Source organism: Streptococcus sp. 27098_8_51, assembly GCF_041432205.1.
Taxonomy (GTDB): domain Bacteria; phylum Bacillota; class Bacilli; order Lactobacillales; family Streptococcaceae; genus Streptococcus.
Genome location: NZ_JAPVZE010000017.1, coordinates 15,026 through 41,527 on the forward strand (window position 1 = coordinate 15,026; position 26,502 = coordinate 41,527).

At 40.9% G+C, this 26,502-nt stretch carries 28 protein-coding genes and 2 riboswitches; of the genes, 3 read left to right on the top strand and 25 right to left on the bottom strand.

Going from position 1 to position 26,502, the window contains the following annotated elements; genetic code table 11:
* Positions 1–39: 39 nt before the first annotated feature.
* The 19 genes from thiE to typA all read right to left on the bottom strand — a co-directional run bounded on the left by thiE (position 40) and on the right by typA (position 18,927).
* Entirely contained in the window at positions 40–672 is a 633-nt protein-coding gene (gene thiE / locus O3622_RS09090; protein WP_049479430.1) for a thiamine phosphate synthase, read from the bottom strand.
* On the bottom strand, positions 665–1,468 hold the full coding sequence (locus O3622_RS09095) for a hydroxyethylthiazole kinase (RefSeq protein ID WP_371607370.1): 804 nt from the start codon (positions 1,466–1,468) through the stop codon (positions 665–667). Before O3622_RS09095 ends, thiE begins: the two co-directional genes overlap by 8 nt.
* Complete coding sequence (thiW, locus tag O3622_RS09100) at positions 1,468–1,992, bottom strand: energy coupling factor transporter S component ThiW (RefSeq protein ID WP_001244055.1); 525 nt, start codon at positions 1,990–1,992, stop codon at positions 1,468–1,470. The genes O3622_RS09095 and thiW overlap by 1 nt, the downstream gene beginning before the upstream one ends.
* Positions 1,993–1,995: 3 nt before the next feature.
* Positions 1,996–2,688: a thiaminase II gene (gene tenA / locus O3622_RS09105; protein ID WP_049490326.1), complete on the bottom strand. Its 693-nt coding sequence runs from the start codon at positions 2,686–2,688 to the stop codon at positions 1,996–1,998.
* 10 nt (positions 2,689–2,698) lie between these two features.
* Positions 2,699–3,349: an energy-coupling factor transporter transmembrane component T gene (locus O3622_RS09110; RefSeq protein ID WP_000241361.1), complete on the bottom strand. Its 651-nt coding sequence runs from the start codon at positions 3,347–3,349 to the stop codon at positions 2,699–2,701.
* A gap of 1 nt (position 3,350) precedes the next feature.
* The gene (locus O3622_RS09115) at positions 3,351–4,736 is read right to left on the bottom strand and encodes an ATP-binding cassette domain-containing protein (protein WP_371607371.1); all 1,386 of its coding nucleotides are present in this window, start codon (positions 4,734–4,736) and stop codon (positions 3,351–3,353) included.
* Positions 4,737–5,297 (bottom strand): ECF transporter S component, encoded by a 561-nt coding sequence (locus tag O3622_RS09120; protein WP_000915271.1) that lies wholly within the window; start codon positions 5,295–5,297, stop codon positions 4,737–4,739.
* 264 nt (positions 5,298–5,561) lie between these two features.
* A riboswitch (TPP riboswitch) is annotated at positions 5,562–5,650 on the bottom strand.
* 123 nt (positions 5,651–5,773) lie between these two features.
* A complete protein-coding gene (locus tag O3622_RS09125) occupies positions 5,774–6,442 on the bottom strand; it encodes a TenA family protein (RefSeq protein WP_371607372.1) in 669 nt (222 codons plus the stop codon).
* A gap of 215 nt (positions 6,443–6,657) precedes the next feature.
* Positions 6,658–6,746, bottom strand: a riboswitch (TPP riboswitch).
* A 148-nt stretch (positions 6,747–6,894) separates the two neighbouring features.
* The gene (lctO, locus tag O3622_RS09130; protein ID WP_000120716.1) at positions 6,895–8,031 is read right to left on the bottom strand and encodes an L-lactate oxidase; all 1,137 of its coding nucleotides are present in this window, start codon (positions 8,029–8,031) and stop codon (positions 6,895–6,897) included.
* 252 nt (positions 8,032–8,283) lie between these two features.
* Positions 8,284–8,916, bottom strand: a complete 633-nt coding sequence (pyrE, locus tag O3622_RS09135) for an orotate phosphoribosyltransferase (RefSeq protein WP_049518948.1) — start codon at positions 8,914–8,916, stop codon at positions 8,284–8,286.
* A 33-nt stretch (positions 8,917–8,949) separates the two neighbouring features.
* Entirely contained in the window at positions 8,950–9,651 is a 702-nt protein-coding gene (gene pyrF, locus O3622_RS09140; RefSeq protein ID WP_049518947.1) for an orotidine-5'-phosphate decarboxylase, read from the bottom strand.
* Positions 9,652–9,896: 245 nt separating this feature from the next.
* Positions 9,897–11,051 carry a cell division protein FtsQ/DivIB gene (locus tag O3622_RS09145; RefSeq protein ID WP_371607373.1) on the bottom strand — a complete coding sequence of 385 codons (1,155 nt, stop codon included), beginning with the start codon at positions 11,049–11,051 and terminating at the stop codon, positions 9,897–9,899.
* A 9-nt stretch (positions 11,052–11,060) separates the two neighbouring features.
* Positions 11,061–12,119 carry a UDP-N-acetylglucosamine--N-acetylmuramyl-(pentapeptide) pyrophosphoryl-undecaprenol N-acetylglucosamine transferase gene (locus O3622_RS09150; RefSeq protein ID WP_371607374.1) on the bottom strand — a complete coding sequence of 353 codons (1,059 nt, stop codon included), beginning with the start codon at positions 12,117–12,119 and terminating at the stop codon, positions 11,061–11,063.
* Between the two features lies 1 nt (position 12,120).
* Positions 12,121–13,473 carry a UDP-N-acetylmuramoyl-L-alanine--D-glutamate ligase gene (gene murD / locus O3622_RS09155; RefSeq protein ID WP_371607375.1) on the bottom strand — a complete coding sequence of 451 codons (1,353 nt, stop codon included), beginning with the start codon at positions 13,471–13,473 and terminating at the stop codon, positions 12,121–12,123.
* A gap of 103 nt (positions 13,474–13,576) precedes the next feature.
* Positions 13,577–14,218 carry an ABC transporter ATP-binding protein gene (locus O3622_RS09160; protein ID WP_308697263.1) on the bottom strand — a complete coding sequence of 214 codons (642 nt, stop codon included), beginning with the start codon at positions 14,216–14,218 and terminating at the stop codon, positions 13,577–13,579.
* Position 14,219: 1 nt separating this feature from the next.
* Positions 14,220–16,241, bottom strand: a complete 2,022-nt coding sequence (locus O3622_RS09165; protein WP_371607376.1) for a bacteriocin-associated integral membrane family protein — start codon at positions 16,239–16,241, stop codon at positions 14,220–14,222.
* A 71-nt stretch (positions 16,242–16,312) separates the two neighbouring features.
* A complete protein-coding gene (locus tag O3622_RS09170) occupies positions 16,313–16,612 on the bottom strand; it encodes a lactococcin 972 family bacteriocin (protein ID WP_125854025.1) in 300 nt (99 codons plus the stop codon).
* A gap of 199 nt (positions 16,613–16,811) precedes the next feature.
* On the bottom strand, positions 16,812–17,066 hold the full coding sequence (locus O3622_RS09175; protein ID WP_371607377.1) for a DUF3165 family protein: 255 nt from the start codon (positions 17,064–17,066) through the stop codon (positions 16,812–16,814).
* Positions 17,067–17,085: 19 nt separating this feature from the next.
* Positions 17,086–18,927 carry a translational GTPase TypA gene (typA, locus tag O3622_RS09180; RefSeq protein ID WP_084886887.1) on the bottom strand — a complete coding sequence of 614 codons (1,842 nt, stop codon included), beginning with the start codon at positions 18,925–18,927 and terminating at the stop codon, positions 17,086–17,088.
* A 158-nt stretch (positions 18,928–19,085) separates the two neighbouring features.
* Between typA and O3622_RS09185 the strand changes: the two genes are divergently transcribed.
* Positions 19,086–19,811, top strand: coding sequence for a 16S rRNA pseudouridine(516) synthase (locus O3622_RS09185; RefSeq protein ID WP_371607378.1), 726 nt, complete (start codon positions 19,086–19,088; stop codon positions 19,809–19,811).
* Positions 19,812–19,850: 39 nt separating this feature from the next.
* On the opposite strand, the gene O3622_RS09190 is transcribed toward O3622_RS09185, so the two are convergent.
* The 3 genes from O3622_RS09190 to O3622_RS09200 all read right to left on the bottom strand — a co-directional run bounded on the left by O3622_RS09190 (position 19,851) and on the right by O3622_RS09200 (position 20,781).
* Positions 19,851–20,084: a DUF4190 domain-containing protein gene (locus tag O3622_RS09190; RefSeq protein WP_371607379.1), complete on the bottom strand. Its 234-nt coding sequence runs from the start codon at positions 20,082–20,084 to the stop codon at positions 19,851–19,853.
* Between the two features lie 86 nt (positions 20,085–20,170).
* Positions 20,171–20,551 (bottom strand): rhodanese-like domain-containing protein, encoded by a 381-nt coding sequence (locus O3622_RS09195; RefSeq protein ID WP_139689359.1) that lies wholly within the window; start codon positions 20,549–20,551, stop codon positions 20,171–20,173.
* Positions 20,548–20,781: a YqgQ family protein gene (locus O3622_RS09200; RefSeq protein ID WP_000646473.1), complete on the bottom strand. Its 234-nt coding sequence runs from the start codon at positions 20,779–20,781 to the stop codon at positions 20,548–20,550. The genes O3622_RS09195 and O3622_RS09200 overlap by 4 nt, the downstream gene beginning before the upstream one ends.
* Before the next feature lie 102 nt (positions 20,782–20,883).
* Here O3622_RS09200 and O3622_RS09205 point away from each other — a divergent pair, with 102 nt between their 5' ends.
* Both O3622_RS09205 and O3622_RS09210 read left to right on the top strand, forming a co-directional pair.
* Positions 20,884–21,792 (top strand): LysR family transcriptional regulator, encoded by a 909-nt coding sequence (locus O3622_RS09205; RefSeq protein ID WP_001222578.1) that lies wholly within the window; start codon positions 20,884–20,886, stop codon positions 21,790–21,792.
* Between the two features lie 44 nt (positions 21,793–21,836).
* Entirely contained in the window at positions 21,837–23,636 is a 1,800-nt protein-coding gene (locus O3622_RS09210) for an N-acetylmuramoyl-L-alanine amidase (protein WP_371607380.1), read from the top strand.
* 28 nt (positions 23,637–23,664) lie between these two features.
* Here O3622_RS09210 and O3622_RS09215 read toward each other — a convergent pair whose 3' ends face one another.
* The 3 genes from O3622_RS09215 to O3622_RS09225 form a co-directional block, all read right to left on the bottom strand.
* Positions 23,665–23,982, bottom strand: coding sequence for a hypothetical protein (locus O3622_RS09215; RefSeq protein ID WP_042902605.1), 318 nt, complete (start codon positions 23,980–23,982; stop codon positions 23,665–23,667).
* A gap of 226 nt (positions 23,983–24,208) precedes the next feature.
* A complete protein-coding gene (locus O3622_RS09220; RefSeq protein ID WP_070696904.1) occupies positions 24,209–25,078 on the bottom strand; it encodes a DUF6287 domain-containing protein in 870 nt (289 codons plus the stop codon).
* 417 nt (positions 25,079–25,495) lie between these two features.
* A partial coding sequence (locus O3622_RS09225; protein ID WP_371607381.1) for an LPXTG cell wall anchor domain-containing protein occupies positions 25,496–26,502 on the bottom strand: 1,007 nt, incomplete at its 5' end.

Below are 26,502 nucleotides of genomic sequence, written 5' to 3' on the forward strand. Positions count from 1 at the left end.
TCTCTAGTTCCCACTTTAAGGGAATTAGAGAGTTTTTGATTAGGAAATCATGTCATCCAGCTTTGTTAAAAATGCTTGCGTTTTTGCCTCTATATCTTCTGCCTGCATCAAATCACGAACAACGGCTACTCCAGCTATGCCAGTTGCAGCAAGTTGGTCAATATTCTCTGACGTCAAGCCTCCAATAGCAACTACTGGAATGGCGACCGTTTGGCAAATGGTTTTCAAGGTTGAAATCAGGGTGATAGGTGCATTTTCTTTGGTAATTGTCGGGAAAATAGCTCCTGTCCCCAAGTAATCTGCACCCGATGTTTCTGCTTCAAGAGCTCTTTTTACTGTTTTAGCAGTGACACCGAGGATTTTTTCAGGACCCAATACTTGGCGGGCAACCGAAACTGGTAGTTCATCGTCGCCAATATGCAAACCTGCAGCATCGACTGCAAGACAGATATCCAACCGATCATCGATAATTAAGGGGACTTGGTAAGCATCTGTTATTTCCTTGACTTGTTTTGCCAGTTGATAATATTGATTGGTAGTGAGATTTTTTTCTCGTAGTTGGATAATGGTAACACCTGAACGGCAGGCCGTCTCGACCTTTTTAAGAAAGTTTTCCAAGGAATCTTGGTAGCGATTGGTTACTAGATACAGTCTAAGTACTTTTCTATTCATAAAAGTCTCCTTTGATGGCTTCTAGCCAGTTTTCGTCTCTTTTTAGGAGAGAGAGCTGATTGAGAGTTTGAAAGCGAAACTCTTCCAATCCCATTCCTTGAACAAGTATTCTCTCAGCAGCGATATTGAGATAAGAAACTGCTAGGCAAGAAGCTTCAAATGCAGTCTTTCCTTGACTGAGAAAAACGGCTGTCAAGGCTCCAACCAGGTCTCCTGTCCCTGTTATCCAGTCCAATTCTGCACAGCCATTTCCCAATATTGCAACCTGATTCTCCGAAACAATGAGGTCCTTGGGTCCAGTGACTAAGAATGACATGCCAGGATAAAGCTGACACCAGTCTCTCAAGACTTGAAGCAAATCCTCAGTTTCTTGATCTTTAGCACTAGCATCGACCCCGACTCCGTGGTGTTTTAAACCAACAAGACTTCGGATTTCTGACATATTTCCTTTAAGGACCGTGGGCTTGTATTCTAAAAGATCTCTAACTAGTCCCTTACGAATGGAAGATGCTGCTACGCCAACCGCATCTACTACCATTGGGAGACAAGCTTGAGCTGCATAAGAAGCTGCCATACGGATTGCTTTCTCCTTCTCAGCTGACAAATGCCCCAAATTGATGAAGAGAGCTTGACTTTGTTTGGTAAAATCAAGGACCTCACGGGGATCATCTGCCATGACAGGTTTAGATCCCAGAGCCAAAATGCCATTGGCCAGCATCTCGCAGGAAATCTCATTGGTGATGCAGTGAATTAAGGAGCTGGAGGTTAGAGGAAAGGGATTTGTAAATTCCTGCATCAGTCTATCCTTTCACCAAAGAAATATCCTTGTACTTTTTTAAAGAATTCCTGCTTGATTAAAAATCGAAAGGCAAGAAAAGCTATGGCTGTACCGATCAAGGTTGCTCCGAAAAATCGAGGAGTGTAGATAAACCAGCTGAGCTTGGCCGCAGATCCCGTAAAGAGAACCATGACAGGATAGGAAACAATAGAACCGATAATCCCTGTTCCCAAGATTTCTCCTAGGGCAGAATAATGAAATTTTCGACCGTACTTATAAAAGAGACCTGCAAGGAGGGCTCCAAAAGTAGCTCCTGTGAGGGCCAAGGGCGGAATACCTTGAGTAGACATACGGATAAAGGCTGTGACTGTAGCCATGACCAAGGCATAAACAGGCCCCATCAAGATTCCTGCAAGAATGTTGACTACACTGGACATCGGTGCCATCCCTTCAATTCGAAAGATGGGTGTAAGAACTACGTCAAGGGCAATCATCATGGATAAAATGGTTAATTTGTGAACTTGTAGTTGGTGGTTTCTCATTTTCTATTTCTTCTCTGTTTCTAAGGACTGCAAATCACTCGTCCAGGTTTGATGTTGGTAAGCCATCTCCCAAAACTTGGCTTCCATGTGGACACTTCTTTGGAAGGCCTCTAGCATTTTTTGTTTGTCTGTCTCGTCGCTTTCTTGATAGAGTTGATTGACCAGCTCTTCTTCCTCTTTAACCTGCTGTTCTAACTCATCGGTGATATAGGTTTCAATCCACTGTTGATAAAGAGGATTCGGGGATGGTTTGCGATTAAGTTCCTTGCCTAAATCATGGTATAACCAAGGACATGGAAGTAAACTAGCAAAAGCAATGCCCAAATTTGACTCTGCAAATTGCCGATAAATATGCGAAATGTAATGATAGCAAGTCGGAGCAATCGGTTGCTCGTCCATCTCCTGGTCACTGATTCCCAATTCCTTAAAAAATTGTTGGCGAATAAACAACTCACCCTCCACTAGACTCTGGGCATTTTGTTTCAAGAGTCTTTTCATCTCCTCGTTTGAAGTCTTATCAGCCAAGAGGTGATAGGCTTCTGAAAAAGACTTCAGATAGTAGGCATCCTGAATCAGGTAATAGCGGAAAATAGAAGGTTCTAAATTCCCCTCTTGTAACTGTAAAACAAAGGGGTGATGAAAGGAAGCCTGCCAAGCTTCCTTGGATAATTCCATCGCAATATCTGTAAATTCCATAATAACTCCTTTATAGAAATAGGCTGGTTTGAAGCAATAAAAAGAAAAGTAGGTAGATCAATTTTGTCCTCTGAGAAATATAAAAAGTCCGATAACTATTCTCCAACTGTGCATGCTCGTCATATCCATGCGCAGATAGAGCTCTCAGGTAAAGATGGCGCCACCTAAAGACTGTCATCAGAACCTTACTGTAAATCAGGGGAGACCAAACATGCAATTTTTGACCACGCAATAAGCAAGCTTCCTTGAGGGACTTGATTTCTTGTTGAATGAGGGGAAAGGCATTGAATACCACAATTAAGGCATAGGCCCAAGACCGTGATAACCCCTTTTGAGCCAAGTACAAGAGAAGCTCTTTTAAGGAAATACTGGAAACAAAGACAAGACCGATACAAACCGTCACAAAGGCCCTCGTTCCAAGTATCACTGCCTGCGAAGCATCCCCATGTAACTGTACTGCCCAGTAATTGGCAAAAGATGGTAAAATGGCGAGCACAAGCATCCAAGCCAACAATTTAAATCGACGGTAGTAGAGCATGAAGAGAATGCAAAATGCGACTACTGAAAGATTAAGAGCAATCGAAGGAATGAAAGATGTTTCCAAGGATAAAATTAGAAAGAAGAGACCGATTATCGGTGTCTGGGTTGCTACTTTGACCATACTACTTCACCTCCCCTTGAGTATTGATACTCCGAGATGTGAGAGGTTTGCTGATGGTCACGTCTTTAATATGACGGAGACCCTCACTAGTCATCTCAATCCAATAATCGACCACAGAAATCAAGGGATCTAAACGATGGCTAATGATCAAAAAACTTCTCCCTTGATTTCTGTCCTCCAGAATCCACTGACAAAAATAGGCGCAGGCTCTATTATCTAAACCAGCAAAAGGTTCATCTAGTAAAATCACAGAAGCCTTGCTGGTCAAGATGGTCAAGAGCTGAAGAATCTTTTGTTGGCCACCACTTAATTGATAGGGACTCTTATCAAGCGCCTGCTCCAGATCAAAATATCGTAAAGCTTGTAGAATTCGCTGATTTCTTTCCGAGTCTGAGCTATCTAATTGAAGTTCCTCTCTCAGACTGACTCGGATAAATTGCTTCTCAGCTTCCTGAACGACACCCGTCAGGTCACGATACAGACTCTTTTTCTTTTTTAGGACCGAACCCTTCCAAGTAATGCGCCCTCTATACTTTTGAAATTGAAGAATGGAACGAAAGAGGGTTGATTTCCCAACACCATTATCACCTAGGATACAGGAAATTCCTTGGTAAAACGTGAAATCAGCAATCGAAAAGAGGGGACGATTACCCAGCTCACAAGTCACACGATCCATATGGAATAGTTCTAGGCTAGAGGAAACTTCCTTTGAAGCAACCTGTGTCATCTCAGAGGTAGGGATTTGAAACACTTCCCTCAGTTGCCCGTCTCTTAGCTCCACCATATGGTCAATGTAGGCTCCATAGTCTGATAAATCATGGTCACACAGGATGACTGTCTTCCCATTAGAGGCCAATTCCTTTAGAATCTCTAGGATCTCTATCCTACTTTTGCGGTCAATAGAAGCAAAGGGCTCATCCAAGAGATAGACCCTAGGATTCATGGCAAATAGAACAGCCAGCGCAGCCTTTTGCTTTTCCCCACCTGATAAGTGATGGATGGGACGGTGCAAGATTGCCTCGCAGCGACATTGCCGGACCACCTCAGCTATTTTAGCATCAATTTCCTGAACGGGATGCCCAATATTTTCCAAGGTAAAAATCAGCTCTTCAAACAAGTTCTCCATGGTAAATTGATGATTGGGATTTTGAAAGAGAATGCCGATCGTCTGAACACGTTCAACGATTGAAAGCTGACTGACCTGGTTTCCATCTATCAGGACTTGACCACTATAGGGTAAGGAAGTGACCTGGGCAATGATTTGAAAGAGACTGGATTTTCCTGAACCACTGCTCCCAACTAACAAGGTAAAAGCTTGCGCATGAAAAGTAAAATCAATCGGTTCCGAAAAGATTGGTGACTGAATCCCCCGTAGTTCCAGCCCCATCTATGCCTTACCTCCAGATGCAAACTGATGATAGAGCTTGACAATGGCACGAACCAAGATGGCACAGAAGAAAAAGACAGAAATAAAACGCACCACAAGCAAGGAAAGGACAAAAGGAAGGGAAAAGGCGTAGTAACCTAACTTAATGTATTCATAGACAAAGCTAAAAAGCGTAATCCCAATACTATTGGCAGTTAGAGAGAGCCAACTTTCATAGCGATTCTTGGTTACGAGAAAACCAAATTCACTTCCCAAGCCTTGAACCAAGCCGGACAAAAGAGCACCTAGACCGAATTGGCTACCATAAAGGACTTCAGCAAGTGCAGCTAACACTTCTCCAATCGTTGCACTTCCGACTCTTGGAACAAAGATAGCTGCAATGGGCGCAGCCATACACCAGAGACCAAAGAGAATTTCATTGGCAAAGGCCTGCAAACCAAGAGGGGCCAAGATCAGGGTGAGGATATCAAACAGATAGCCTGAACCCACAAAAACGCCACCAAAAAAGATAGACAAGAAAGCAAGCAAGATAACATCTTTTAACTGCCATTTTTTCAACATAAAAAACTCCTTTTTTAAAGAAAAGTGGGGCATTCAAGGAGAGATACCAAAAAGCTTATACTCAATGAAAATCAAAGAGCAAACTAGGAAACTAGCCGCAGGCTGTACTTGAGTACGGCAAGGCGACGTTGACGTGGTTTGAATTTGATTTTCGAAGAGTATTAACGTTCAGCCTATCCTCTTTTAACAAACAAAAAAACTCCAATTACAATCAAGAATTAGAGTTTAGCTTACAAGATTAGACAGTTCTTTTCGACATACGAAAAAAACCTTTTCACATTTCCCTTCGCCAGTCTTAACTGTATCAGGTTCAATGGGTATCATCTCAGCCTAAAGCACCCCAAATGTCTTTATTATTTAATTACTGGACCAGTATAACAGAATTTGAAAGCCCTAGCAAGATATTTGATTGGAAAATATATTTATATAGTTTGTTTGTTCATTCTTTTAACCTACATAAAAGTATTGAAACTGTCCTATAATTCATAACCAATATCAAAAAAGGCTAATTCTAAAGCAACTGCTTGATTCCAGCGTTGCTGAAGTTCTGTCAAATCTTCTCGATTTTTCCCGACACGATTGAGTTCGTCAACCAGAAATTGAACCCACTCTGTAAAGAAAGGACCTCTGTGGAGATTAATCCATTCCGAATGAATATAGGCTTCAGGTAGTGCCAAATCTTTAGAACCCCAGTCTAAATAGAGACCTTCTGCAATGACCAGCATGACCAAAAGATGAGCATAGTCTGATGAAGCCACAGCAGAATACATTAGCTCCTGAAACGCTTTTGTTACAGGGTGCAAGTTCACTTCTAGATAGTCATTCTCTGCTACCTTTAACTCTTTGAAAGCCTTTTGGAAATAACCATCTTCATCTACTTCAAGAAAGCCTAGTTGCTTGGCAAAACGAAGTTTGGATTCAAGCTGATCTGCGTGAGCTACACAGGCACCCAGCATGGATAAGAAGGCATCAAAGAAGTGATAATCTTGAATCAGGTAGTCTTTTAAGACCTTATTCTCAATTGTCCCCGCAAAAAGTTCCTTAACAAAACGATGATTGATTGCAGCCTGCCAATCCTTCTGACTGCTTTTTAATAATTCTCCAACGGTCAAACCCGGCTGAAATGCATAGTCTTGTGTTTCCATATTTACTTTTCCTCTCTTTACTCGTTCGTAATCAACAAAATACCAAGAAAATTCTAGTTTTACTTGACCTTTTTAAAGAAAAGTGGGGCATTCAAGGAGAGCTGCCAAAAGACTTGCCGTCAAGCCTATCCTCTTTTGATAAACAAAAAAACTCCAATTACAAACGAGAATTAGAGTTTACCTTACAAGATTAGACAGTTCTTTTCGACATACGAAAAAACCTTTTCACATTTCCCTTCGCCAGTATTAACTGTATCAGGTTCAATGGGTATCATCTCAGCCTAAAGCACCCCAAATGTCTTTATTATTTAATTACTGGACCAGTATAACAGAATTTGAAAGCCCTAGCAAGATATTTGACTGGAAAATATATTTATATAGTTTCTAATAACGATTTAATCTTTCTATACACGAAGAAAAACCTCCACATAAGGTGGAGGCCGTCTTCTTTATCAATACAATTTTAAGTCACGAGGGTCAACTGGGAAGGTTGGATTGTATGGGTTGTGACGGAGTTTGAAGTGTTTGACATCCTCAATAGTCTGAGTTCCAGATAATTGCATGACTGTCTTCAGTTCTGCATTTAAGTGCTCGAAGACTTGACGCACACCAACACTACCACCGAGAGCCAAACCATAGATCACAGGGCGACCAATGGCTACCAAGTCTGCTCCTGAAGCCAAGGCTTTAAAGACGTGTTGACCGCGACGAACACCAGAGTCAAAGACAATTGGCACACGTTTATCAACTGCTTCTGCTACTTCTTGAAGTGAGTCAAAGGCAGCTGGCCCACCGTCAATTTGGCGGCCACCGTGGTTGGTTACCCAGATACCTGAAGCTCCCGCAGCAAGCGAACGTTCAACGTCCTCACGGCATTGTGGTCCCTTGACATAGACAGGAAGACCAGAATATTCAGCGATAAATTCGACATCGCGTGGAGACAAGCGTTGTTTAGCTGACTTGTAAACAAAGTCCATTGATTTTCCAGCACCTTCTGGCAGATATTCTTCAACAATTGGCATACCAACTGGGAAGACAAAACCATTGCGCTTATCGACCTCACGATTCCCCCCTACAGTTGCATCTGCCGTCAAGACAATCGCTTTGTAGCCTTCAGCCTTCACACGGTCCATGATATGGCGATTAATCCCGTCATCCTTACTAAAGTAAAATTGGAACCAATGAGGTGTCCCTTGAAGAGCTTCCGTAATTTCTGGAAGGTCAACGGTAGAGTAAGAGCTGGTTGTATAAAGAGAACCAAATTCATGCACACCACGCGCAGTAGCTACTTCCCCCTGCTCATTTGCCAATTTATGAGCCGCAACAGGTGCCATAATAATTGGTGAAGATAATTTTTCACCTGCAAATTCAATCTCTGTACTTGGATTTTCAACATCACAAAGCGTATGAGGAACGATGAGTTTGTGGTTAAAGGCACGGATGTTCTCGCGTAAAGTGAAAGTATCCTCTGCTCCACTAGCGATATAACCAAAGGCAGCTTTAGGAATGACTTGTTGCGCCATTGGCTCCAAATCATAGGTATTGATGAAATCTACATGACCTTCTGCATTGCTTGTTTTGTATGACATAAAATGTCCTCCTTGATAAGTAAGCGTTTACTTTGTATATTACAAAAAATATTCTAACTCTTTTTTCAAAATTTTTCAAATATTTTGTCTGGAAATTTCAAACTGATTATCTGAATATGCTCCAAAAAAGAGATAACTCTCATTCTACCATTATCCTATATTCTTCTTTACCTTTACTTTTAGGAACCTTAGTTTTATTGCCCATATGCAAAAAAATCAGGCAATCCTAGTGACTACCTGATTTTCTATGTTTTAGGCATTTTGCCAATTTTCTTGATCTTCTTTAAAGCGTTTTAGGAGGTCCAATCCTTCTGGCGTAATGTAACCTTCTTCTTGGGCTAGGTGGATGAGTTCGCTGTAGTTAGAAAGCGTCACAAGTTTGACACCTGCGTCTGCAAAGTTTTTATCTGCTTTTGGTAGTTGATAACTAAAAATAGCTACAACACCAAGAACGTCTGCTCCTTCGCGTTTGGCAGCAGCCACTGCCTCGAGAACAGAACCACCGGTTGAAATGAGGTCTTCAACAACAACCATCTTTTGACCTTGAGCTACACGGCCTTCGATTTGGTTGCCTGCTCCATGGTCTTTTGGTTTGCTGCGGATGTAGGCAAAAGGCAAGTTCATCTTGTCAGCGATGATAGCTCCGTGTGGAATTCCTGCTGTCGCAGTTCCTGCAATCACTTCTACCTCTGGAAAGGCTGTCTTGATAGCATCTACAAAACCATTTTCAATCAAGGTTCTAGTTTCTGGGTAAGCCAGAGTCACGCGGTTGTCAGTATAAATCGGCGATTTGATACCAGATGCCCAAGTAAAAGGCTCTTCTGGTTTAAGGTAAACTGCCTGAATTTTCAAGAGGTGGCTAGCAATATCTTTAGCAAGTGTCATAGTATTCTCCTTTTATTTTTATAATCTATTTCTTTAATTTCTGTCTTGGTTCCATTCATCCTTGATAGCATGATAAGCTGCAACAGGATTCTCAGCTTGGGTAATAGGACGTCCCACTACGATATAGTCACTACCGATTTGATAGGCATCAGCAGGTGTCATGACACGTTTTTGGTCTCCAACCGCAGCTCCAGCTGGACGAATTCCTGGTGTCAAACAGATAAAATCTGGATTGGTAGCCTGCTTGATGAGTTGCACTTCCTGAGCCGAGCAAACGACACCATCCAAGCCTGCTTCAGCTGTCTTTTTAGCATAGTGAATCACAGACTCTTGCAGGCTGGTTTGGATATTTTGAAAATCCTGCATCTGGCTTTCCGACGTTGATGTAAGCTGGGTCACAGCAATCAATTTGGCTTGTGTCCCAAGACCTTCACGTGCAGCCTTCATCATCTCCACACCACCAGCAGCATGAACATTGGTCATGTCTACACCAAGCTGAGATAAGACCTTCATGGCAGATTTAACTGTATTGGGAATGTCATGTAGCTTGAGGTCCAAAAAGACACTATGCCCCAGTGACTTCAAATAACGGACAACTTCTGGACCTTCCGCATAATAAAGCTCCATCCCTACTTTTAGATAAAGACTTTCTTCTGCCGGGAAAAGAGATAAAAATTCCTTGACCGCCTCAAAACTAGGAAAATCAAGAGCAATAACTGGACGATATTCGCGCATACCTTTCTCCTTTTACCTTTAAGAGCAAGAGAGTATGGTCAAAAATAAACCACGAAAAAAGGAACCTGCCAACAGCAAGGTTCCACGAAAAATGGGTAGAGTCCACCCTTTCACCGTCTAACCTTAGCTGCCTCTCTGGACTGCTTTAAAGGTTTTTTTCTATTCTATTATTTATAGTAGGACTTGTCAAGCAAAAACTCGAAACTGGACTTCTATACCATTCAAAATCAAGAGGAAAAGTTAGTCTAACGACTCTGTGATTGCTGGCTCGTTTGGCTTTGATTTCCCTGTTCTTCTTGTTTTTTCTTTTCTTCTTCCTGTTTTTTCTTCTCAGCTTCCTTGGCCTCTTGTTTGGCTTTTTCCTCAGCTTCTTCTATCAATTTATCCGCTATGGTATAGCTGTATACTCCAGCTTCCATATCGACTACACTCGGTTCTGTCAATTGTGGCTTGATTTTGCTGTAATAAGGCAATTTCTTGCTCAATTCTGATAGGGGAACCAAAATCTCATCTGTATCCAGCATGGTAATTTTTAAAAGATCTGCTGTTGCCTTGCTCGGCGCTAATTCGATTTTCTGGATTTGACTCTTGATATCCTCACTGATGGTAGACAATCCTGTTATCAGCTTTTTCACCTGCTGCTCATCGTTAAAGGTAACTGTCAGATAAGTCTCAGGCAAGTTTAAGCGATCAACAGGAGTTGACTCTACTGTACCACTAGATAGAATAGGATAATGTTCTTCACCAGACACATAATAACCGACAATATCGAATTCCTTAACCTCAATCGTAAAGTTAGTCGGAAATTGATAGTTAATCTTCGCTGATTCTATCCAATGATTGGACTTGATTCGTTCAGCGTATGTTTCCTTATCCAACAATAGAGCTAAGGTATAGTCGCTATCTTGAATTCCAGAAGCCTGTTTGATGTCATCCGCCTGCGTGTTACTATTTCCCTTAACCTCGATATGCTTGAGAGTTGAAAAAGGGGTCAAGAGATAGATAGAAAGGAGGAGAACCAGAACACTCGGCACCAAGATACTAACTGCCCTCCAAATATGAACAGGAGCAATTTTCGGCTTGGCAGGTTTTTCTGGCTTTTCTTTTTTCTTTTTCTCTTTCTCTTTTTTTACTTCGCTGTCTTCCTTTTGAGCTTTCTCATCTTTCTCGGAGGGTTTCTGACTTGGACTTGTATCTTCCTCGTCGGACTGACTCGAGGATTTCTTGGCCTCCTCCAATAGTTTCGAGTTTGCCTCCTTTCGAGCTTGTTTTTCCTTTTCCTTCTCCGCAGCTAGAGCAGCTTCCTCCTCAGCCTTCTTTTTCAGGTATTCTTGGTTCCGTTTCTGCCATTCAGACAATTCTTGTTTCTGGTTTGATTCTTTTTTCTTATCCTTTGACATTGGTTTTCCTTATGATAAGTCTTTTCTTAGTAGGGCATAAAAATCATCAAGAGATTTCAATTCAGTTGAAGCCCTCATACTAGCTTGGTATTGATCCTTGTGACTAAGCAGGTGACTGACTTTCTCCTCCAAGCTTTCCAAGGTCAATTCTGTCTCTTGGAGTTCTGCTGCATAACCCTTTTTAACAAAATAGGCAGCATTTTCAATCTGGTCTCCTCGGCTCGCCTCACGTCCAAGAGGAACAATGAGATGGAGTTTAGCCATAGCCAAGAGCTCAAAAATCGTGTTGGCACCGCCGCGCGTCACCACCACATCCGCCATCTCCATCAAGGGTTGATAGAGATCCGTCACATAATCAACACGAAAGAGATTTTTACTCAACTCATTGAGGCTAGAATCTCCTGTCAGATTGATGATATTGTAACGCTCTGTCAGTTCTTTCTGATGGTCTGTCACTAATTGGTTAAATACACGAGCTCCTGCAGAACCTCCGACAAATAATACGGTTGGCAATTTGGGATCAAAGTGGGTTTGAATATCCACCAATTCATCTGGTTCAGGAGTTTTTTGGTCTGAAACCTTGGTCACTGCCCCCACATGCTCGACCTTAGCAAGACCAGCAGCTTGCTCAAAGGTTGAGTACATCTTGGTCGCAAATTTATAGGCAATTTTATTGGCCAAGCCCATAGACAGGTCCGATTCGTGAATAAAGACAGGTACCCCTGACACACGCGCTGCGATAACCGGTGGCACAGACACAAATCCTCCCTTAGAAAAAAGAGCCTGTGGACGCAGTCGTAACATGATAAAGAGGGATTGGACAATTCCCCAACCAACTTTGAAGACATCCAGCATATTTTGCCAAGAGAAGTAACGACGTAATTTCCCTGTCGCTATGGAATGGAAAGTAACATCCAAACCTGACTTGAGGATTTCTTGGTGTTCGATTCCGTGTTTATCACCAATGTAGTGAACTTCCCAGCCGTCTTCGATGAACTTAGGCATTAACAAAAGATTGAGGGTGACATGTCCAACCGTTCCCCCACCTGTAAAGACAATTTTTTTCATATTATTCCTTTAACTCCGCTACTGTGTCGATAAATAGGTCACCGCGTACTTCGAAGTTAGCATACATATCCCAGCTAGCATTGGCAGGACTGAGGAGAACCACATCTCCTTGAGTCGCAAGCTCATAAGCCTTGCGGGTCGCATCAGCAATATCAGTCGCATCTACATAAGTCACACCAGCCTTCTCTGCTGCCCGTTTGACACGTTCTGCAGACTGACCGAGGATGACCATCTTCTTGAGCCCAGTAATATCTGGCACCAATTCGTCAAACTCATTGCCACGATCCAAACCACCTGCAATTAAGATAACCTTACTGTTGTCAAATCCTGACAAGGCTTTTTGAGTAGCCAAGATATTGGTTGACTTGCTATCGTTATAGAATTTGACCCCCTTGATCTCATCCACAAACTGGAGACGGTGTTTGACACCTCCAAAGGCTGAAAGAGTTTCCTTGATGGTTTGGTTGTCTACACCACGGAGCTTGGCTACTGCAATGGTCGCAAGGGCATTTTCTACATTGTGGCTACCTGGAACACCAATTTCACTCGCTGCCATGACCACTTCTCCACGGAAGTAGAGTTGACCATCTTCCAGATAAGCTCCATCAACCTTTTCCTGTGTTGAAAATGGTACAACAGTGGCTTGTGTTTTGCTAGCCAATTCTTTTGCCAAGTCTTGGTTAAAGTTCAAGACAAGGAAATCAGCTGCTGTCATCTTGTTCTGGATATTCCACTTAGCTGCCACATACTCCTCAAAAGAACCATGATAGTCGATATGAGTGGGCATGAGGTTGGTAATAACCGCAATCTCAGGATGGAATTCTTGGACACCCATCAGTTGGAAAGAAGAAAGTTCCATGACGAGCGTGTCCTTGGCTGTCGCAGTTTGAGCCACTTGACTAGCAGGATAGCCAATATTCCCTGATAAGAGACCATGTTGACCAGCAGCAGTTAAAACTTCCCCAATCATCGTCGTTGTGGTTGTTTTCCCATTTGAACCAGTGATACCGATAATTGGCGCTTCTGAGATTAAATAAGCCAATTCCACCTCAGTCAGGACTGGAATCCCCTTTGCCAATGCCTTTTCAATCATGGGATTGCTATAAGGGATACCTGGATTTTTCACCATCAGAGCGAAATCTTCATCCAAGAGCTCCAAAGGATGCCCACCAGTGACAACCTTGATTCCCTCTTCTAGCAAGCTTTGAGCAGCAGGATTCTCCTCAAAAGGCTTGCCGTCATTTACTGTCACAATAGCACCCAACTTGTCTAACAAACGGGCTGCAGACTCACCAGACTTAGCCAAACCTAAAACAAGTACTTTCTTATTTTTAAATTGATCGATTACTTTCATGTCTCAAACTCCATTTCTACTCCTACTATTTTACCATTTTTATGGAAATAAAAAAGCCACAAAGTGTATTTGTGACTCTTTCTTCTAACTTAATATTCTTTTATCATCTATGAGATAAATCAGTAACTCGAATAACTTGGTCCACTTGTTCCCAAATCAGAGGATTGTGGGTCGCAATAATAATCGTTCGATTCGGATTTTTTAAAGATTCTAGGATAGAAAGTAATTCCTCAGAGTTTTTGGGGTCTAAGGAAGCGGTTGGTTCATCTGCGAGAATCAAAGGTGGATCCTTTAAAATTATCTTCGCTAGTGCAACACGTTGTGCTTCTCCTCCTGATAATTCAAAGATAGGTTGCTTTAAATCTAAATAAGAGAGGCTAACACGGTTTAGAGCTTGTTTCATTAAAGAGATTTTCTCTTTTTCTTTCAACTTATTACCAACTAAACCCAGATTGAGATTCTCTTTGACAGTTTGACTTTCAATTAAGCCAAAATCTTGAAATAAGTATCCTAAGTAATCTCTAAAGAAAACAGAAGGCTTGATGTCCTTAAGAGAAGTGCCATCATAGATAATTTCTCCATTGTCATATGGCTCTAATCGTCCAATCATATTCAAGAGGGTTGTCTTACCACAGCCACTTGTACCGATTAAGGCATAAATTTTCCCACCTTCAAATTGAAGATTAGTATCTGAAAATAGCTGACGGCTTCCAAATTTTTTAGATATATTCTTTAGTTCAATCATCCTATTTTCCTTTCATAATGGTCATAGAAACACGAGATTCTTTCTGTGCTTGACGGTAGAGAGTCAGTATAGCACTAACGAGGAAGATCGATAAAGTTACCAATCCAATCACCACATCCCGACTACGCCAAATAAAGAGACTCGCACCGAATACAAAACTAGCAAATTGACTAATCATATACTGAGCGTGCGTTTCAAAAAATCGCAAACCAGAAATTCGTTTAATCAAAATCTCACGACGGAATTGTTCAAAATAAAGAAGATTCACAGAATAAAAGAGAAGCAAAGAACTCGCGATTCCAATAATAGCTCCTAAAATAAGGGTTAGAGTTTGTGTTTGAACCTCATAGTAACGTGCGAGGTAAACACTTCGTCCCTCCTTGAGGTAGGATACTTGATCATAAATTCCTGCATTTTTCAAGAGTTTAATTCCATCTTCATATCCTTTGACAAAGATATTCTTACCAGTATTGATAGACCAACTAGATAAGGATGTAAAACTATCACCTGTAGAAGTCGGCGTGAATACCACTAAAATCGGATCCGTCAAATACTGAGTGGATACGGGGTTCTCACCGTTATTATAAACAAATCGCTTTTCTCCCATTGAAAGATAACTAACGTGCGCTTTCATCTCATAATCCAAAGGAGCACTTGCCTCCTCACCAGATTTTCCATAATAACTCATGCTTTCTTCAAAGATTTTTTTTAGTTCTGCTTCTTGAGAGCGCAAATGTTCTGGGAGCAAGAGGACAAACTCACCTTTTTGGAGATGGGCTAACTTCTGTTTGGTCTCAGCATCTACCACGACCTTTTCCTTCTCCAAATAACTAGGACTAACATAGAGCGTATTAGCATCTGGACTATAGGTATCCAGTGTCTCTCCCTGTTCATTTTTTCCTTTTGGATTGGCAAAATGGAGCAGATTATCCTTTACATAAAGAGCTTGTTCTTCTTCGATTGCTTCCTTGGCAAAGGCATACCACTTGCTCTGATTTTCTGTATCTTCTACTCTATCACCTAAGCCAAAAGAAATTTGATAATAATCTGCTCGGTCTTCCCAAGCTTGCTTGGATAGTTGGAGTTCCTGTAAACGCTGGTAAGAAGTCAAGCCAGTCTTGACTGCATAACCTACTGTAAAGACAGCAACCAACTGACATAACAAGGTCAAGGTCATCAAGCGTTTGAGGGGCAAACGTCCTTTTAACACAGGAACCAAAGCCTTGTAGCTCAAGCTCATCAAGTAGAGCAGGCTCAGTACTAGCGAAATTCCCAATAAAAAGAGAAGATAAAGCCCCACTCCGATACTAAAGGCTGCTAAAAGAACGGGATAAAAGAGCCCTTGTCCGAGGAGGACAGCACCTCCCACTATAAGGGATAAAACCCCAGCTAAGCAAAGCCACTTGACATCATCGTATAAGGCGCTTCCTATGATGGACAAGAGGGTCTGTCCTGAAAAGAGCTGGATCCCTGCAGCACGCATCTCCTTAATCCGAGTGATAATCACCATGGCAAAGAAAGCTAATCCAAATATAGCTAAACTAATCAACAACAACGGATTTAAAGCAATCCAAAAAGCTAAAAGATACGGAGGAGTTTTGCGGTCTGCAATCGCTTTATAACCTAAATCATCTAATTTTGCAGCTAATTTTTCCTTGGTCAATGAACCAGACAAGAGAAGGTAACTATTGAGAGGATCGCTCCGTTCTCGGCTTTCTTGGCTAGCCGCTTGAAACTCTTTTGGCAAGCCTCCCTGACCATAAGTCGCATAGGTGAAGTTGGTCCTTCCATCCTTACTCGGCTCTACTATCCGTCTGGCAATCAAACTCTGCTCCGAGCTTGCAAACTTCTCCAACTCTCGCTCAAACTCCTCACGAGTCGGCTCTTGTGCCCCATTTTTAACACGTAGCAAGGTAACGGAGTCATAACTAGTATAGAGATACTGAGGGGCACGTAAGATAATAATCCAAATGAAGAAGCAACTGAGAAAAATAGTAGACAAGCAAATAAATAGTTTCTTCATAGTAGACTCCTTATAAAAGAATGATTCCCCTTGTACGAGCTACAAGGGGAACGATTTAAATCAAAGAACGATTACTTATAATCATAGTAAAATGCTACTTTTTCTCCCCATTCGGTCCAGATCCATGCGTAGGAGGTTTTTCCAGCAGGAGCTTCTCCTTTATCAGAATCACTATTCCATCTGCTCACGACGGATGAATAATGGTATTTTTTACCATGGTAGTAATTTGAAAAAGCCCATCCTCCTCCTGAGCCTTCTCCGTATGTCCATACTCCTCCATCTGGATATTGTACAGCAGCTGATACGGCTCCCATTAATGTAAAGCTTGAAATAAGAGCTAGAGCGAGTAATCTATGTTTTTTCGTTTTCATTTTATTTTTCCTTTCGAAAAAAGCACACCCAGAGTGACAAGACGATAATTTAAAATCTCCTCCTATCTGAATTTTGAAAACGTTTTCTTTTGTGTTTATGGTATCATTTTTATCATAGTTTGTCAATAAATTTTACAAAAATATTTTAACAATTTTATCTGTCTAAGTCTAAAAAAGAGAGCCGAAGCTCTCTTTCTATTTATCTTCTTTTGCTCTTTTTTTCAGACATGAGGGTAATATCTCGCAAGCTAAAGTATGCTAGGAAGAGCATGGCGATTGCGATAAAGAATTCTGTCGGTAGCTGAAAGATTTGCAGGACAGACAGCATCAGTAAAATCAAGAGTGCTACAAAAGCAAAGACGACAAGGACGATATTGACTGTCCCTTTAATGCTTTCTGGTGTCGCAAACACATAGAGTAGTAATAAGAGTATCCCTATGATTAAATAGACCATCTTTATCTCTTTCTAGCTCTTATTCAGCTGATTTTTTCTTTTTGTTGGCTTTCTCGCGCTCTGCCTTGTTGAGGATTTGCTTACGCAAACGGATAGACTCAGGCGTTACTTCCATGTACTCATCGTCATTCAAGAACTCAAGAGACTCTTCAAGGGTCAAGATACGAGGTGTCTTGATAACCGCTGTTTGGTCCTTAGTAGCTGAACGGACGTTGGTCATTTGTTTGGCCTTAGTGATGTTAACTGTCAAGTCGTTTTCACGAGAGTTTTCGCCAATGATCATTCCTTCGTAAACCTCAGTACCTGGGTTGACAAAGATGGTTCCACGTTCTTCGATAGACATGATTGAGTAAGTTGTAGCCTTACCAGCATCGATGGAAACGAGGGCACCACGGTGACGTCCCCCAATTTCACCTGGAATCAATGGCAGGTATTGGTCGAAGGTATGGTTCATGATACCGTAACCACGAGTCATTGACAAGAACTCAGTTGAGTATCCGATCAAACCACGCGCTGGAACAAGGAAGACCAAACGAGTTTGACCATTACCAGTTGAAATCATATCCAACATTTCACCCTTACGTTCAGAAAGGCTTTGGATAACAGAACCTTGGTATTCTTCTGGAGTATCGATTTGAACACGTTCAAATGGCTCACATTTAACACCGTCTATTTCTTTTACAATAACCTCTGGACGAGATACTTGAAGTTCATAACCCTCACGACGCATGGTTTCGATAAGGATTGACAAGTGCAATTCTCCACGTCCTGAGACAGTCCATTTATCTGGGGAATCCGTTGGGTCAACGCGAAGGGAAACGTCTGTTTGCAATTCTGCTTGCAAGCGTTCTTCTACCTTACGAGAAGTCACCCATTTACCTTCTTTACCAGCAAATGGTGAGTTGTTGACCAAGAAGGTCATTTGAAGAGTTGGCTCATCGATGTGTAGGATTGGAAGAGCTTCAACTGCGTCTGTCGGAGTAATGGTTTCACCGACAAAGATGTCTTCCATACCTGAAACGGCAATCAAATCACCTGCTTTTGCTTCTTGGATTTCACGACGTTCCAAACCAAAGAAACCAAAGAGTTTTGTTACACGGAAGTTCTTCGTTGTACCATCTAGTTTAGAAAGGGTAACTTGGTCCCCAACCTTAACAGTACCACGGAAAACACGACCGATACCGATACGTCCAACGAAATCATTATAGTCCAAAAGTGACACTTGGAATTGCAAAGGCTCATCTGAGTTATCTACTGGAGCTGGGATATGGTCGATAATCGTGTCAAAGATTGGTGCCATCGTAGCTTCTTGGTCAGCTGGATCATCTGACAATGAAGATGTCCCGTTGATAGCTGAAGCATACACCACTGGGAAGTCAAGCTGGTCATCATCTGCACCAAGCTCGATGAAAAGTTCCAAGACTTCGTCCACTACTTCTGCTGGACGAGCTGATGGCTTATCGATTTTATTAACAACCACAATTGGAACTAGGTCTTGTTCCAAGGCTTTTTTCAATACGAAACGAGTCTGTGGCATGGTTCCTTCGTAGGCATCTACGACCAAAACGACACCGTCAACCATTTTCATGATTCGCTCAACTTCTCCACCGAAGTCCGCGTGTCCTGGTGTGTCCATGATGTTGATACGAGTTCCCTTGTAGGCAACGGCTGTATTCTTAGCAAGGATGGTAATTCCACGCTCTTTTTCGATATCGTTTGAGTCCATAGCGCGCTCTGCCAATTCAGTACGTGCATCAAGCGTTTCTGATTGTTTCAATAATTCGTCAACGAGGGTTGTTTTCCCGTGGTCAACGTGGGCGATAATCGCAATGTTACGGATATCTTCTCTTAATTTTGTCATGATTTCCTCTAATATTTAAATTTTTATTTCTAACTGAACAATTATACCACAGTCTCATTCAAAAATCACAGTTCAGCTAAGTGTAAATGTTTTCACTCTGCTTTTCTAGTCAAGGCAACTCTTTTCAAAGTCAGAGACTTATGATAAGATAAGCTGGTATGCGTTTAGATAGATTATTAGCCCAAGAAATGGTCAGTCGCAAGGCTATGAAACAGGCACTTTTGAAAAAAGAAATCCTAGTGGACGATTGTCCAGCTCGCTCTCTCTCTCAAAATGTCGACACTGGATTGCAGAAACTAGTCTTTCAAGGACGGCAGATTCAAGGATACGAGCACACCTACCTCATGCTTCATAAACCAAACGGAAGCGTTACAGCTAGCAAGGATAAGGGCCTACCAACCGTCATGGACCTCCTTCCTCCGGACATCCAGTCTGACCAACTCTATGCTGTCGGCAGACTAGACCGCGATACGACGGGACTACTGCTTTTGACAGACAATGGACCTCTTGGTTTTCAACTCCTTCATCCCCAGTACCATGTCGATAAATCCTATCAAGTGATGGTCAATGGACTGCTCACACCAGAACATATCCAAAAATTCAAAGATGGGATTGTCTTTTTAGACGGAACCACTTGTAAACCTGCAAAACTAGACATTCTGTCCTCAAGTCTAACAGAGAGCCGGGCCTCCATCACCATCTCAGAAGGAAAATTTCATCAGGTTAAAAAAATGTTCCTCTCAGTTGGTGTCAAGGTGACTGCCCTAAAACGCGTCCAATTCGGTGACTTTACATTAAACCCAGAACTAGCAGAAGGGCAATACCGTCCCTTGAATCCAGAGGAATTGGAAATCATAAAAAACTACTTAGAGATGAGTCGATAAAATAAAAAAGCTTTAAATTTAAAGCTTTTTTGTTTTTACTTATCTAAAAACTAATGCGATGGCTGCAATCCAGTTAAGAACAGAAACTACAAGTCCTACGATATTGAGAATCATTTCTGTTTTATAGTCCAGTCCAGATTCTTTTTGGTATGAAAAAGCCAAGACCAATCCTATGATCCCCAAAATCAGACCCACTATTGGTGATAGCAAACCAAGGACGATAGATAAGATACCTAAAATAAGTGAAGGTTTTTTCTTTTGTTGTGAATTCATATTATAAAATCTCCTTAAAATTAATATAAATGATGATACCATAAAATGCTAGCTTTATCTATCATTCGACAGTTTTTAACAGAATGTTAGCTAGTCTTGACTTTCCCGTTCCAAGAATCCAATCCATAAGAAAGGATATAAATCTCAGAGAAACCTTGTTTTTTCAAATAAAGTGCTGCATTTGTCACTCCTTGTCCGCGTTGGTTTTCGTAGAGAAGGACAGGTTTATCCTTGCGAAGGGCTGCAAGGCTTGACTTCAACTGATTTGAAGGAATATTGCGGGCTCCGAGGATATGTTTTCTGTGAAATTCTGCTGGTTCACGGACATCAATCAACTGCCCTTTTCGAATCAAGGCTTCAAACTCTGCATTATCCACAATCTTAGCCGCACGACGAATACGAAGGTAGTTATAACCCATCCATGCCGCCATCGCCAATACGATTCCCCACAAAAACCAAATTGTCATAAGTTCTTATCTCCATTTTTCTCTATGTAGTCTAATTCTATCTTGTGCTCTCTACGAAGAACAGCTTCCGCCTCTAGATAGTCTAGCTTGTCCATCAGACCTGCATCATAGATCCGAGAGAGTTCGAGCTTCATCAGTTCAATATCATACAAACGCTTCCCCATGTAAACAATAATGCCAAACTGTTTGAGAAATTGCTGCACATCATAGAATGTTTTCATAGCTTTCATTCTAACAGATTTTAGACTTTTTTTCAATACTGGACCGGCTCTTTCCCCCTATTTTCTTCGTCTTCATTGCCCATTCTTCCGCAAGTATGGTACAATAAAAACATGAGAATTCAACAACTACACTATATTATCAAAATCGTCGAAACTGGCTCTATGAATGAGGCAGCCAAGCAGCTCTTTATCACCCAACCCAGTCTCTCTAATGCCGTTCGAGACTTGGAAAATGAAATGGGCATTGAAATCTTTATTCGCAATCCCAAGGGCATCACCTTGACCCGTGATGGGATGGAGTTTCTCTCCTATGCCCGTCAAGTCGTTGAGCAAACGCAGCTTCTGGAGGAACGTTATAAAAATCCTATCGCCCACCGCGAACTTTTCAGCGTTTCCTCTCAGCACTATGCTTTTGTAGTCAATGCCTTTGTCTCTCTGCTCAAGAAAAGTGATATGGAGAAATACGAGCTCTTCCTTCGTGAAACTCGGACTTGGGAGATTATTGACGACGTCAAGAACTTCCGTAGCGAGGTCGGTGTCCTCTTTTTAAACAGCTACAACCGCGATGTTTTAACGAAAATGCTAGATGACAATCACCTGCTAGCCCACCACCTCTTTACAGCCCAACCCCATATCTTTGTTAGCAAGACCAATCCTCTAGCTAAAAAAGACAAGGTCAAACTGGCTGATTTGGAAGACTTTCCTTATCTGAGTTATGACCAGGGGACGCACAACTCCTTCTACTTTTCAGAGGAGATTCTTTCACAAGAGCACCACAAGAAATCCATCGTAGTCAGTGACCGAGCCACCCTCTTTAATCTTTTGATTGGTTTGGATGGTTACACCATTGCAACAGGGATTTTGAACAGTAACCTCAACGGAGACAATATCGTTTCCATCCCGCTGGACATTGACGACCCGATTGAACTAGTCTATATCCAACATGAAAAAACCAGCCTGTCTAAGATGGGCGAACGCTTTATCGAATACTTACTAGAAGAAGTTCAATTCGATAATTAATAGAAAAATGAAAAAGGGAAAAAGAAAAAGTTAGGAAATAAAAAGTGAAAAAGATACTACTGACCAGTGCTTTAATCCTTTCAATCGCAGGATTAGCACCCGCATCCGTCTTAGGAGAAGAAAATACAACTCAATCCACACCTGCTGTCAAGGAAGCAATTGCCAAAGAAGAAAAGAAAGAATCAAGTGTTGAGGAAAACTCTAAATCAGAAGTTCTTCCGAAAGTAGATGTGCAAGAAGACAAGCCCAAAAAAGAAGGATGGTACCAAGAAAATCATCACTGGCGCTTTTACCAAGATGATAAGCCTGCTTTGAACTGGAAACAAATCCAAGGCAAATGGTACTACTTCGATCAAGATGGCATTCGTCTTCATTCTACTATCTACAAAGGCTATGCCTTTAACCAAGATGGTGTCATGATAGAAAATAGTTGGACCAAACTGGACAATCAATGGTATTATGCTGATTCCTCTGGACGACTTGCTCAGAACACCTGGAAAAAAATTAACGGCTCTTGGTACTATTTTGACCAAATTGGAAGTATGCTCAGCAACACTGCCGTTGACGGCTATCTTCTCACAAAAAGCGGAGCTATGGCAGAAAAGGGTTGGACTAAATTAGACCAAATTTGGTATTATGTCGCTCCTTCTGGAAAGATCTCACAGGATAAATGGGAGAAAATCAACGGTTCTTGGTATTACTTTGACAAAGACGGTGGAATGCTGAGTGCGACAACCTTCAAGGGCTACCTCTTCAACCAGAGTGGAGCTATGGCAGAAAACAACTGGGTCAAAATCAAGGATACTTGGTTCTATGCGAACGGATCAGGGAGATATATCCGAGACAACTGGCAAAAGATTCAGGGTTCCTGGTACTCATTTGACCAGAATGGTGGAATGCTAGCAGACAAATGGAAAGAAAGCTACTACCTTAAAACCAGTGGAGCCATGGCGGAGAATGAGTGGATCTTCGATAAAGCCTACAAGAGCTGGTTCTATCTAAAAGCGGATGGCCGTTATGCAAATCAGGAGTGGATTGGAGCATACTACCTCAAGTCAGGTGGTTACATGGCAAAGAGCGAATGGATTTACGATAACTCTGACAAAGCACGCTACTACCTAGATGATAATGGGCATTATGTTTCAGGAACTTACAAGATAGACGGTAAGGAACACCTGTTCCAAAAATACGGCCAATGGATTTCTGAAGTTTCAACTGAAGGTGGATTTACAAAAGGACTATACAGCAATACCATCTTCCTAGATCCTGGACACGGTGGTCGAGATTCAGGTGCCTTTTACTACAATGTAGCTGAAAAAGATCTCAACATGCAGATTTACCGTAAGCTTCGTACTAAGTTAGAAGAACTAGGCTACAAGGTCCTCACTTCTCGTGATAGTGATATTGACGTTGATTTTGTTACCGAACGTTCTCGTATGGTTAATAAGACCAACTCTGATATTTTTATCAGTATTCACTTCAACGCTACTGGTAATACCTACTCAAAAGCGAGCGGTATTCAAACCTACTCCTATAGCGATGAACCTGATTATCCAAGTAAGATTAATAAATACTGGCACAATCACCCTGATCGTATGAGTGAAAGCAAACGCCTCGCCGCTGCCATCCACTCCTCTCTTCTAGCAGAAACAGGAGCCAAGGATGCTGGCCTGTTGGAGAGCAGCTATGCCGTACTACGCGAAACCGCCAAACCAGCCGTTCTCCTAGAGCTTGGATATATGGATAATTTCTCCGAAAACCAACAAATCAGAGATAGCCACTACCAAGACAAACTGGTCGCAGGCATCGTAAAGGGGATCCAAAAATATTACGCTGGTCGATAAAAAAAGTCTCGAGAAATCTCGAGACTTTTTATTTATCTTCTTTTTTATCCTTATCAGGAAAGAGGTAGCCAATTCCTACACAAGCTAGCACACCAGCACCAATCACCAAACCACTTGAAATTGGCAAAAGATCAAAAATAGCATTTGCGATGATAAAGGCAATGATCAAGCACATCAGACTAGCCTTGTAATCTTTTTTCAAAAAGTTTTCTAGTGTGAAATAGAGGAACAATCCTACCGGAATGAGTGACCAGAGGTTGACATCCAAACTTGGCCATCCAACAGAACCGAAATACAATACTAGCGCTGCTGCTACTAAAAATACAAGTCCTAATAATTTTTTCATTTTTTTGTCTCCATTTTCTTTTTTAGGTTCTTGAGTTGTCTGATACTGACCCCTCACGCCCCTTACATGAACCATTATAGCAGAGGAATTTTTCAAGAACAAGCCCTTTTGCCTATCTGGTCAATATCTCTGTCTAAGTGGTTGAATATTTGTAACAAAAGAAAAAGAAGCACTAATGGGCTTCTTGATTCTGCCGATTGTAACAGTATTTTTGAACGAATACCATCTAGTTTTTCTTTTCCTTTGGCTCTAGAGAAGATTTGATTGATTCACGATCTGCTTGTAGTTGAGCTAAGTTCTTTTCTGCTTCCTCAAGTTTACTGGTATCTGGTTTCACACGATAATAAACATTTTCTGGTTTCATTAACATCGCTTCATATTGTTGTCCAGAAAAAAGTCTTTCCTCAGCATGATTACTTTTATCCGTAATCTTTCCATCATCCCCAGGTTGCATAACAACTCCACTTGGCACAGCTACTACTACAAATCCTCCAGCAACAGAATCTTTTACCCATGCACTAATAGACGCTGTCTCAGGGTTACGACTATCTTGACCTTTTGATACCTTTAATCCAACTACAGATTCGTACTTTTGATCATTTGTAAACCAAGTCGCACGTACCTCTCCAGAATCATTAATAATGTATTCATTACCAGATTGACTACGCCAAGTACCTTCTAAACTAGACAAATCATTGTTCTTGATTGCTTCAATATCTAGTTTTGGAACAGCAGTTTCTTTCTTGAACTTGCTAACAAGTGCTTCTGCTTCCGTAATTTTGGTATCTAAAGCAGTCAGTTGATCCTTGAGTTTTTGAATTTCCTCTTGTTTATCCTTATCAGTCTCATCTGTTTTTCCTTGGCTTGTAGACGATTTACTTGTTGACTCTGTAGTTGAAACAGCAGACGATGTTTGATTTGACTCTTTCTTTCCAATCAGAAGATATGAGAAAATACTTACCAAGATGAGAGTGACTAAAACAGAGAGTGCTATGCCAATATAGATTTTTATATTTTTATTCGGAGCCGACTTTGATTCAGACCGCTTAGGTCCATTGATCTCTTCAAATTGTTTTTCCCGTTCTTTCTTATTCATAATTTTCTCCTTTTTGATTGATATTCAGGCAAGCTTACGATACTTCATTCGTTACTATCCATGAACTTTTATGACTTTTAAAAAAAAATCCAAGCAAAAATTTCTAGAATAAATAACTATCAAAATATCTCTAGATTGGTATCAAAACAAGTATTTATTACAATACATTATACCACAAAATATAAACAACCGTTTGTATTTATATTTTTATAAGCCAAAGAAATGGATTTTAAACAGAACCCATCTCCATTAGAAAAAGCCTGTCCTGTGACAAGGCTTTTACATATATCTCTTTAAAATCTCCTATTTTCATAGAAATCTAAATAATATATTTATAAATCAATATTTTCACAAAACTATGTCATCACCTCACTATCTAATCTCAGTACTTAAAGCATTTTTTCTATAGCTTTTGTCTTAATCTTTATTTTTTCTCTTCAATCCAAGAAAAGCTCCTACTATAAACATGATTCCGGCAGCTAATAGTGTCTGGGCTCCGCTTGCTGTTCCGGTTTTTGGCAACTGATTAGGATTGTTACTAGTTGATTTACTATTGATGTTAGTATTTTTATTAGTTAAGTTCCCTTGTTCATTTAGATAAACGTTCTTGTCAATTTCAAAGTTTTTATCATTTTCATCAGAAACAATACTGTTGACATCATTAGTTGAATCAGATTGTGTTTTTTCTTTCTTTTTCGATACATCAAAAGTAGGTTTATTTTCCTCCTCCTTTTTCTCCTCTATTTTCTTGAATACAGGTTTTATAAAGGTATCTTTTGATAGATTAAGAACATAGCCGGCGTCTTTTTTCCCTTCGAAACCAGAAATTTCCCAACCATCAAATTGGTATCCTTTTTCTAATTCACCCTTATAGACAGGTAACATAAAATCTTCTTCCGACACTATCGTTGAACTCATTTCTTTTCCATTTTGAATGGTTACAGTTACCCTATGAGGTTTTAGTTCACTTACCTCTCCCGTATCTTTGTTTAAAATGAATTCTTTTACGGTTGTATTTCTTGCGAAATCTTTTACAACAATCTTAATGTTTAGTGTCTTATCTGTTAGTTGTTTAATATCATCAAATGATTTGTATTCTTTTCCATTAACATAAATATGTTGTTCTTGAATCTCACCATCGAATCCATTATTTCTTTTATCATTGATGTTAAAGACTACAGATTTTCCATCAGCATATTCGATACTAGTATTTCCTTTTGGATCAATCTTTACTTCTGGTTTGACATTATCATATAAAAATTGATAATGTACTCCAACCGCTTTCGCATTCAAATCGCTATAGCCAGTTTGAAGATAAACATTTCCATCCATATCTGTTACCTTATCTGGGAATCCGTTTGCTTTATAGTCTTTCATCCCCCAGTCCATGATGTCACCGTCTTTAACATTAAGCTTAATGTTAA

Bases quoted from the DNA above. Each gene is read 5' to 3' on its own strand.
- thiE (WP_049479430.1), bottom strand. From the start codon at position 672: ATGAATAGAAAAGTACTTAGACTGTATCTAGTAACCAATCGCTACCAA.
- O3622_RS09095 (WP_371607370.1), bottom strand. From the start codon at position 1,468: ATGCAGGAATTTACAAATCCCTTTCCTCTAACCTCCAGCTCCTTAATT.
- thiW (WP_001244055.1), bottom strand. From the start codon at position 1,992: ATGAGAAACCACCAACTACAAGTTCACAAATTAACCATTTTATCCATG.
- tenA (WP_049490326.1), bottom strand. From the start codon at position 2,688: ATGGAATTTACAGATATTGCGATGGAATTATCCAAGGAAGCTTGGCAG.
- O3622_RS09110 (WP_000241361.1), bottom strand. From the start codon at position 3,349: ATGGTCAAAGTAGCAACCCAGACACCGATAATCGGTCTCTTCTTTCTA.
- O3622_RS09115 (WP_371607371.1), bottom strand. From the start codon at position 4,736: ATGGGGCTGGAACTACGGGGGATTCAGTCACCAATCTTTTCGGAACCG.
- O3622_RS09120 (WP_000915271.1), bottom strand. From the start codon at position 5,297: ATGTTGAAAAAATGGCAGTTAAAAGATGTTATCTTGCTTGCTTTCTTG.
- O3622_RS09125 (WP_371607372.1), bottom strand. From the start codon at position 6,442: ATGGAAACACAAGACTATGCATTTCAGCCGGGTTTGACCGTTGGAGAA.
- lctO (WP_000120716.1), bottom strand. From the start codon at position 8,031: ATGTCATACAAAACAAGCAATGCAGAAGGTCATGTAGATTTCATCAAT.
- pyrE (WP_049518948.1), bottom strand. From the start codon at position 8,916: ATGACACTTGCTAAAGATATTGCTAGCCACCTCTTGAAAATTCAGGCA.
- pyrF (WP_049518947.1), bottom strand. From the start codon at position 9,651: ATGCGCGAATATCGTCCAGTTATTGCTCTTGATTTTCCTAGTTTTGAG.
- O3622_RS09145 (WP_371607373.1), bottom strand. From the start codon at position 11,051: ATGTCAAAGGATAAGAAAAAAGAATCAAACCAGAAACAAGAATTGTCT.
- O3622_RS09150 (WP_371607374.1), bottom strand. From the start codon at position 12,119: ATGAAAAAAATTGTCTTTACAGGTGGGGGAACGGTTGGACATGTCACC.
- murD (WP_371607375.1), bottom strand. From the start codon at position 13,473: ATGAAAGTAATCGATCAATTTAAAAATAAGAAAGTACTTGTTTTAGGT.
- O3622_RS09160 (WP_308697263.1), bottom strand. From the start codon at position 14,218: ATGATTGAACTAAAGAATATATCTAAAAAATTTGGAAGCCGTCAGCTA.
- O3622_RS09165 (WP_371607376.1), bottom strand. From the start codon at position 16,241: ATGAAGAAACTATTTATTTGCTTGTCTACTATTTTTCTCAGTTGCTTC.
- O3622_RS09170 (WP_125854025.1), bottom strand. From the start codon at position 16,612: ATGAAAACGAAAAAACATAGATTACTCGCTCTAGCTCTTATTTCAAGC.
- O3622_RS09175 (WP_371607377.1), bottom strand. From the start codon at position 17,066: ATGGTCTATTTAATCATAGGGATACTCTTATTACTACTCTATGTGTTT.
- typA (WP_084886887.1), bottom strand. From the start codon at position 18,927: ATGACAAAATTAAGAGAAGATATCCGTAACATTGCGATTATCGCCCAC.
- O3622_RS09185 (WP_371607378.1), top strand. From the start codon at position 19,086: ATGCGTTTAGATAGATTATTAGCCCAAGAAATGGTCAGTCGCAAGGCT.
- O3622_RS09190 (WP_371607379.1), bottom strand. From the start codon at position 20,084: ATGAATTCACAACAAAAGAAAAAACCTTCACTTATTTTAGGTATCTTA.
- O3622_RS09195 (WP_139689359.1), bottom strand. From the start codon at position 20,551: ATGACAATTTGGTTTTTGTGGGGAATCGTATTGGCGATGGCGGCATGG.
- O3622_RS09200 (WP_000646473.1), bottom strand. From the start codon at position 20,781: ATGAAAGCTATGAAAACATTCTATGATGTGCAGCAATTTCTCAAACAG.
- O3622_RS09205 (WP_001222578.1), top strand. From the start codon at position 20,884: ATGAGAATTCAACAACTACACTATATTATCAAAATCGTCGAAACTGGC.
- O3622_RS09215 (WP_042902605.1), bottom strand. From the start codon at position 23,982: ATGAAAAAATTATTAGGACTTGTATTTTTAGTAGCAGCAGCGCTAGTA.
- O3622_RS09220 (WP_070696904.1), bottom strand. From the start codon at position 25,078: ATGAATAAGAAAGAACGGGAAAAACAATTTGAAGAGATCAATGGACCT.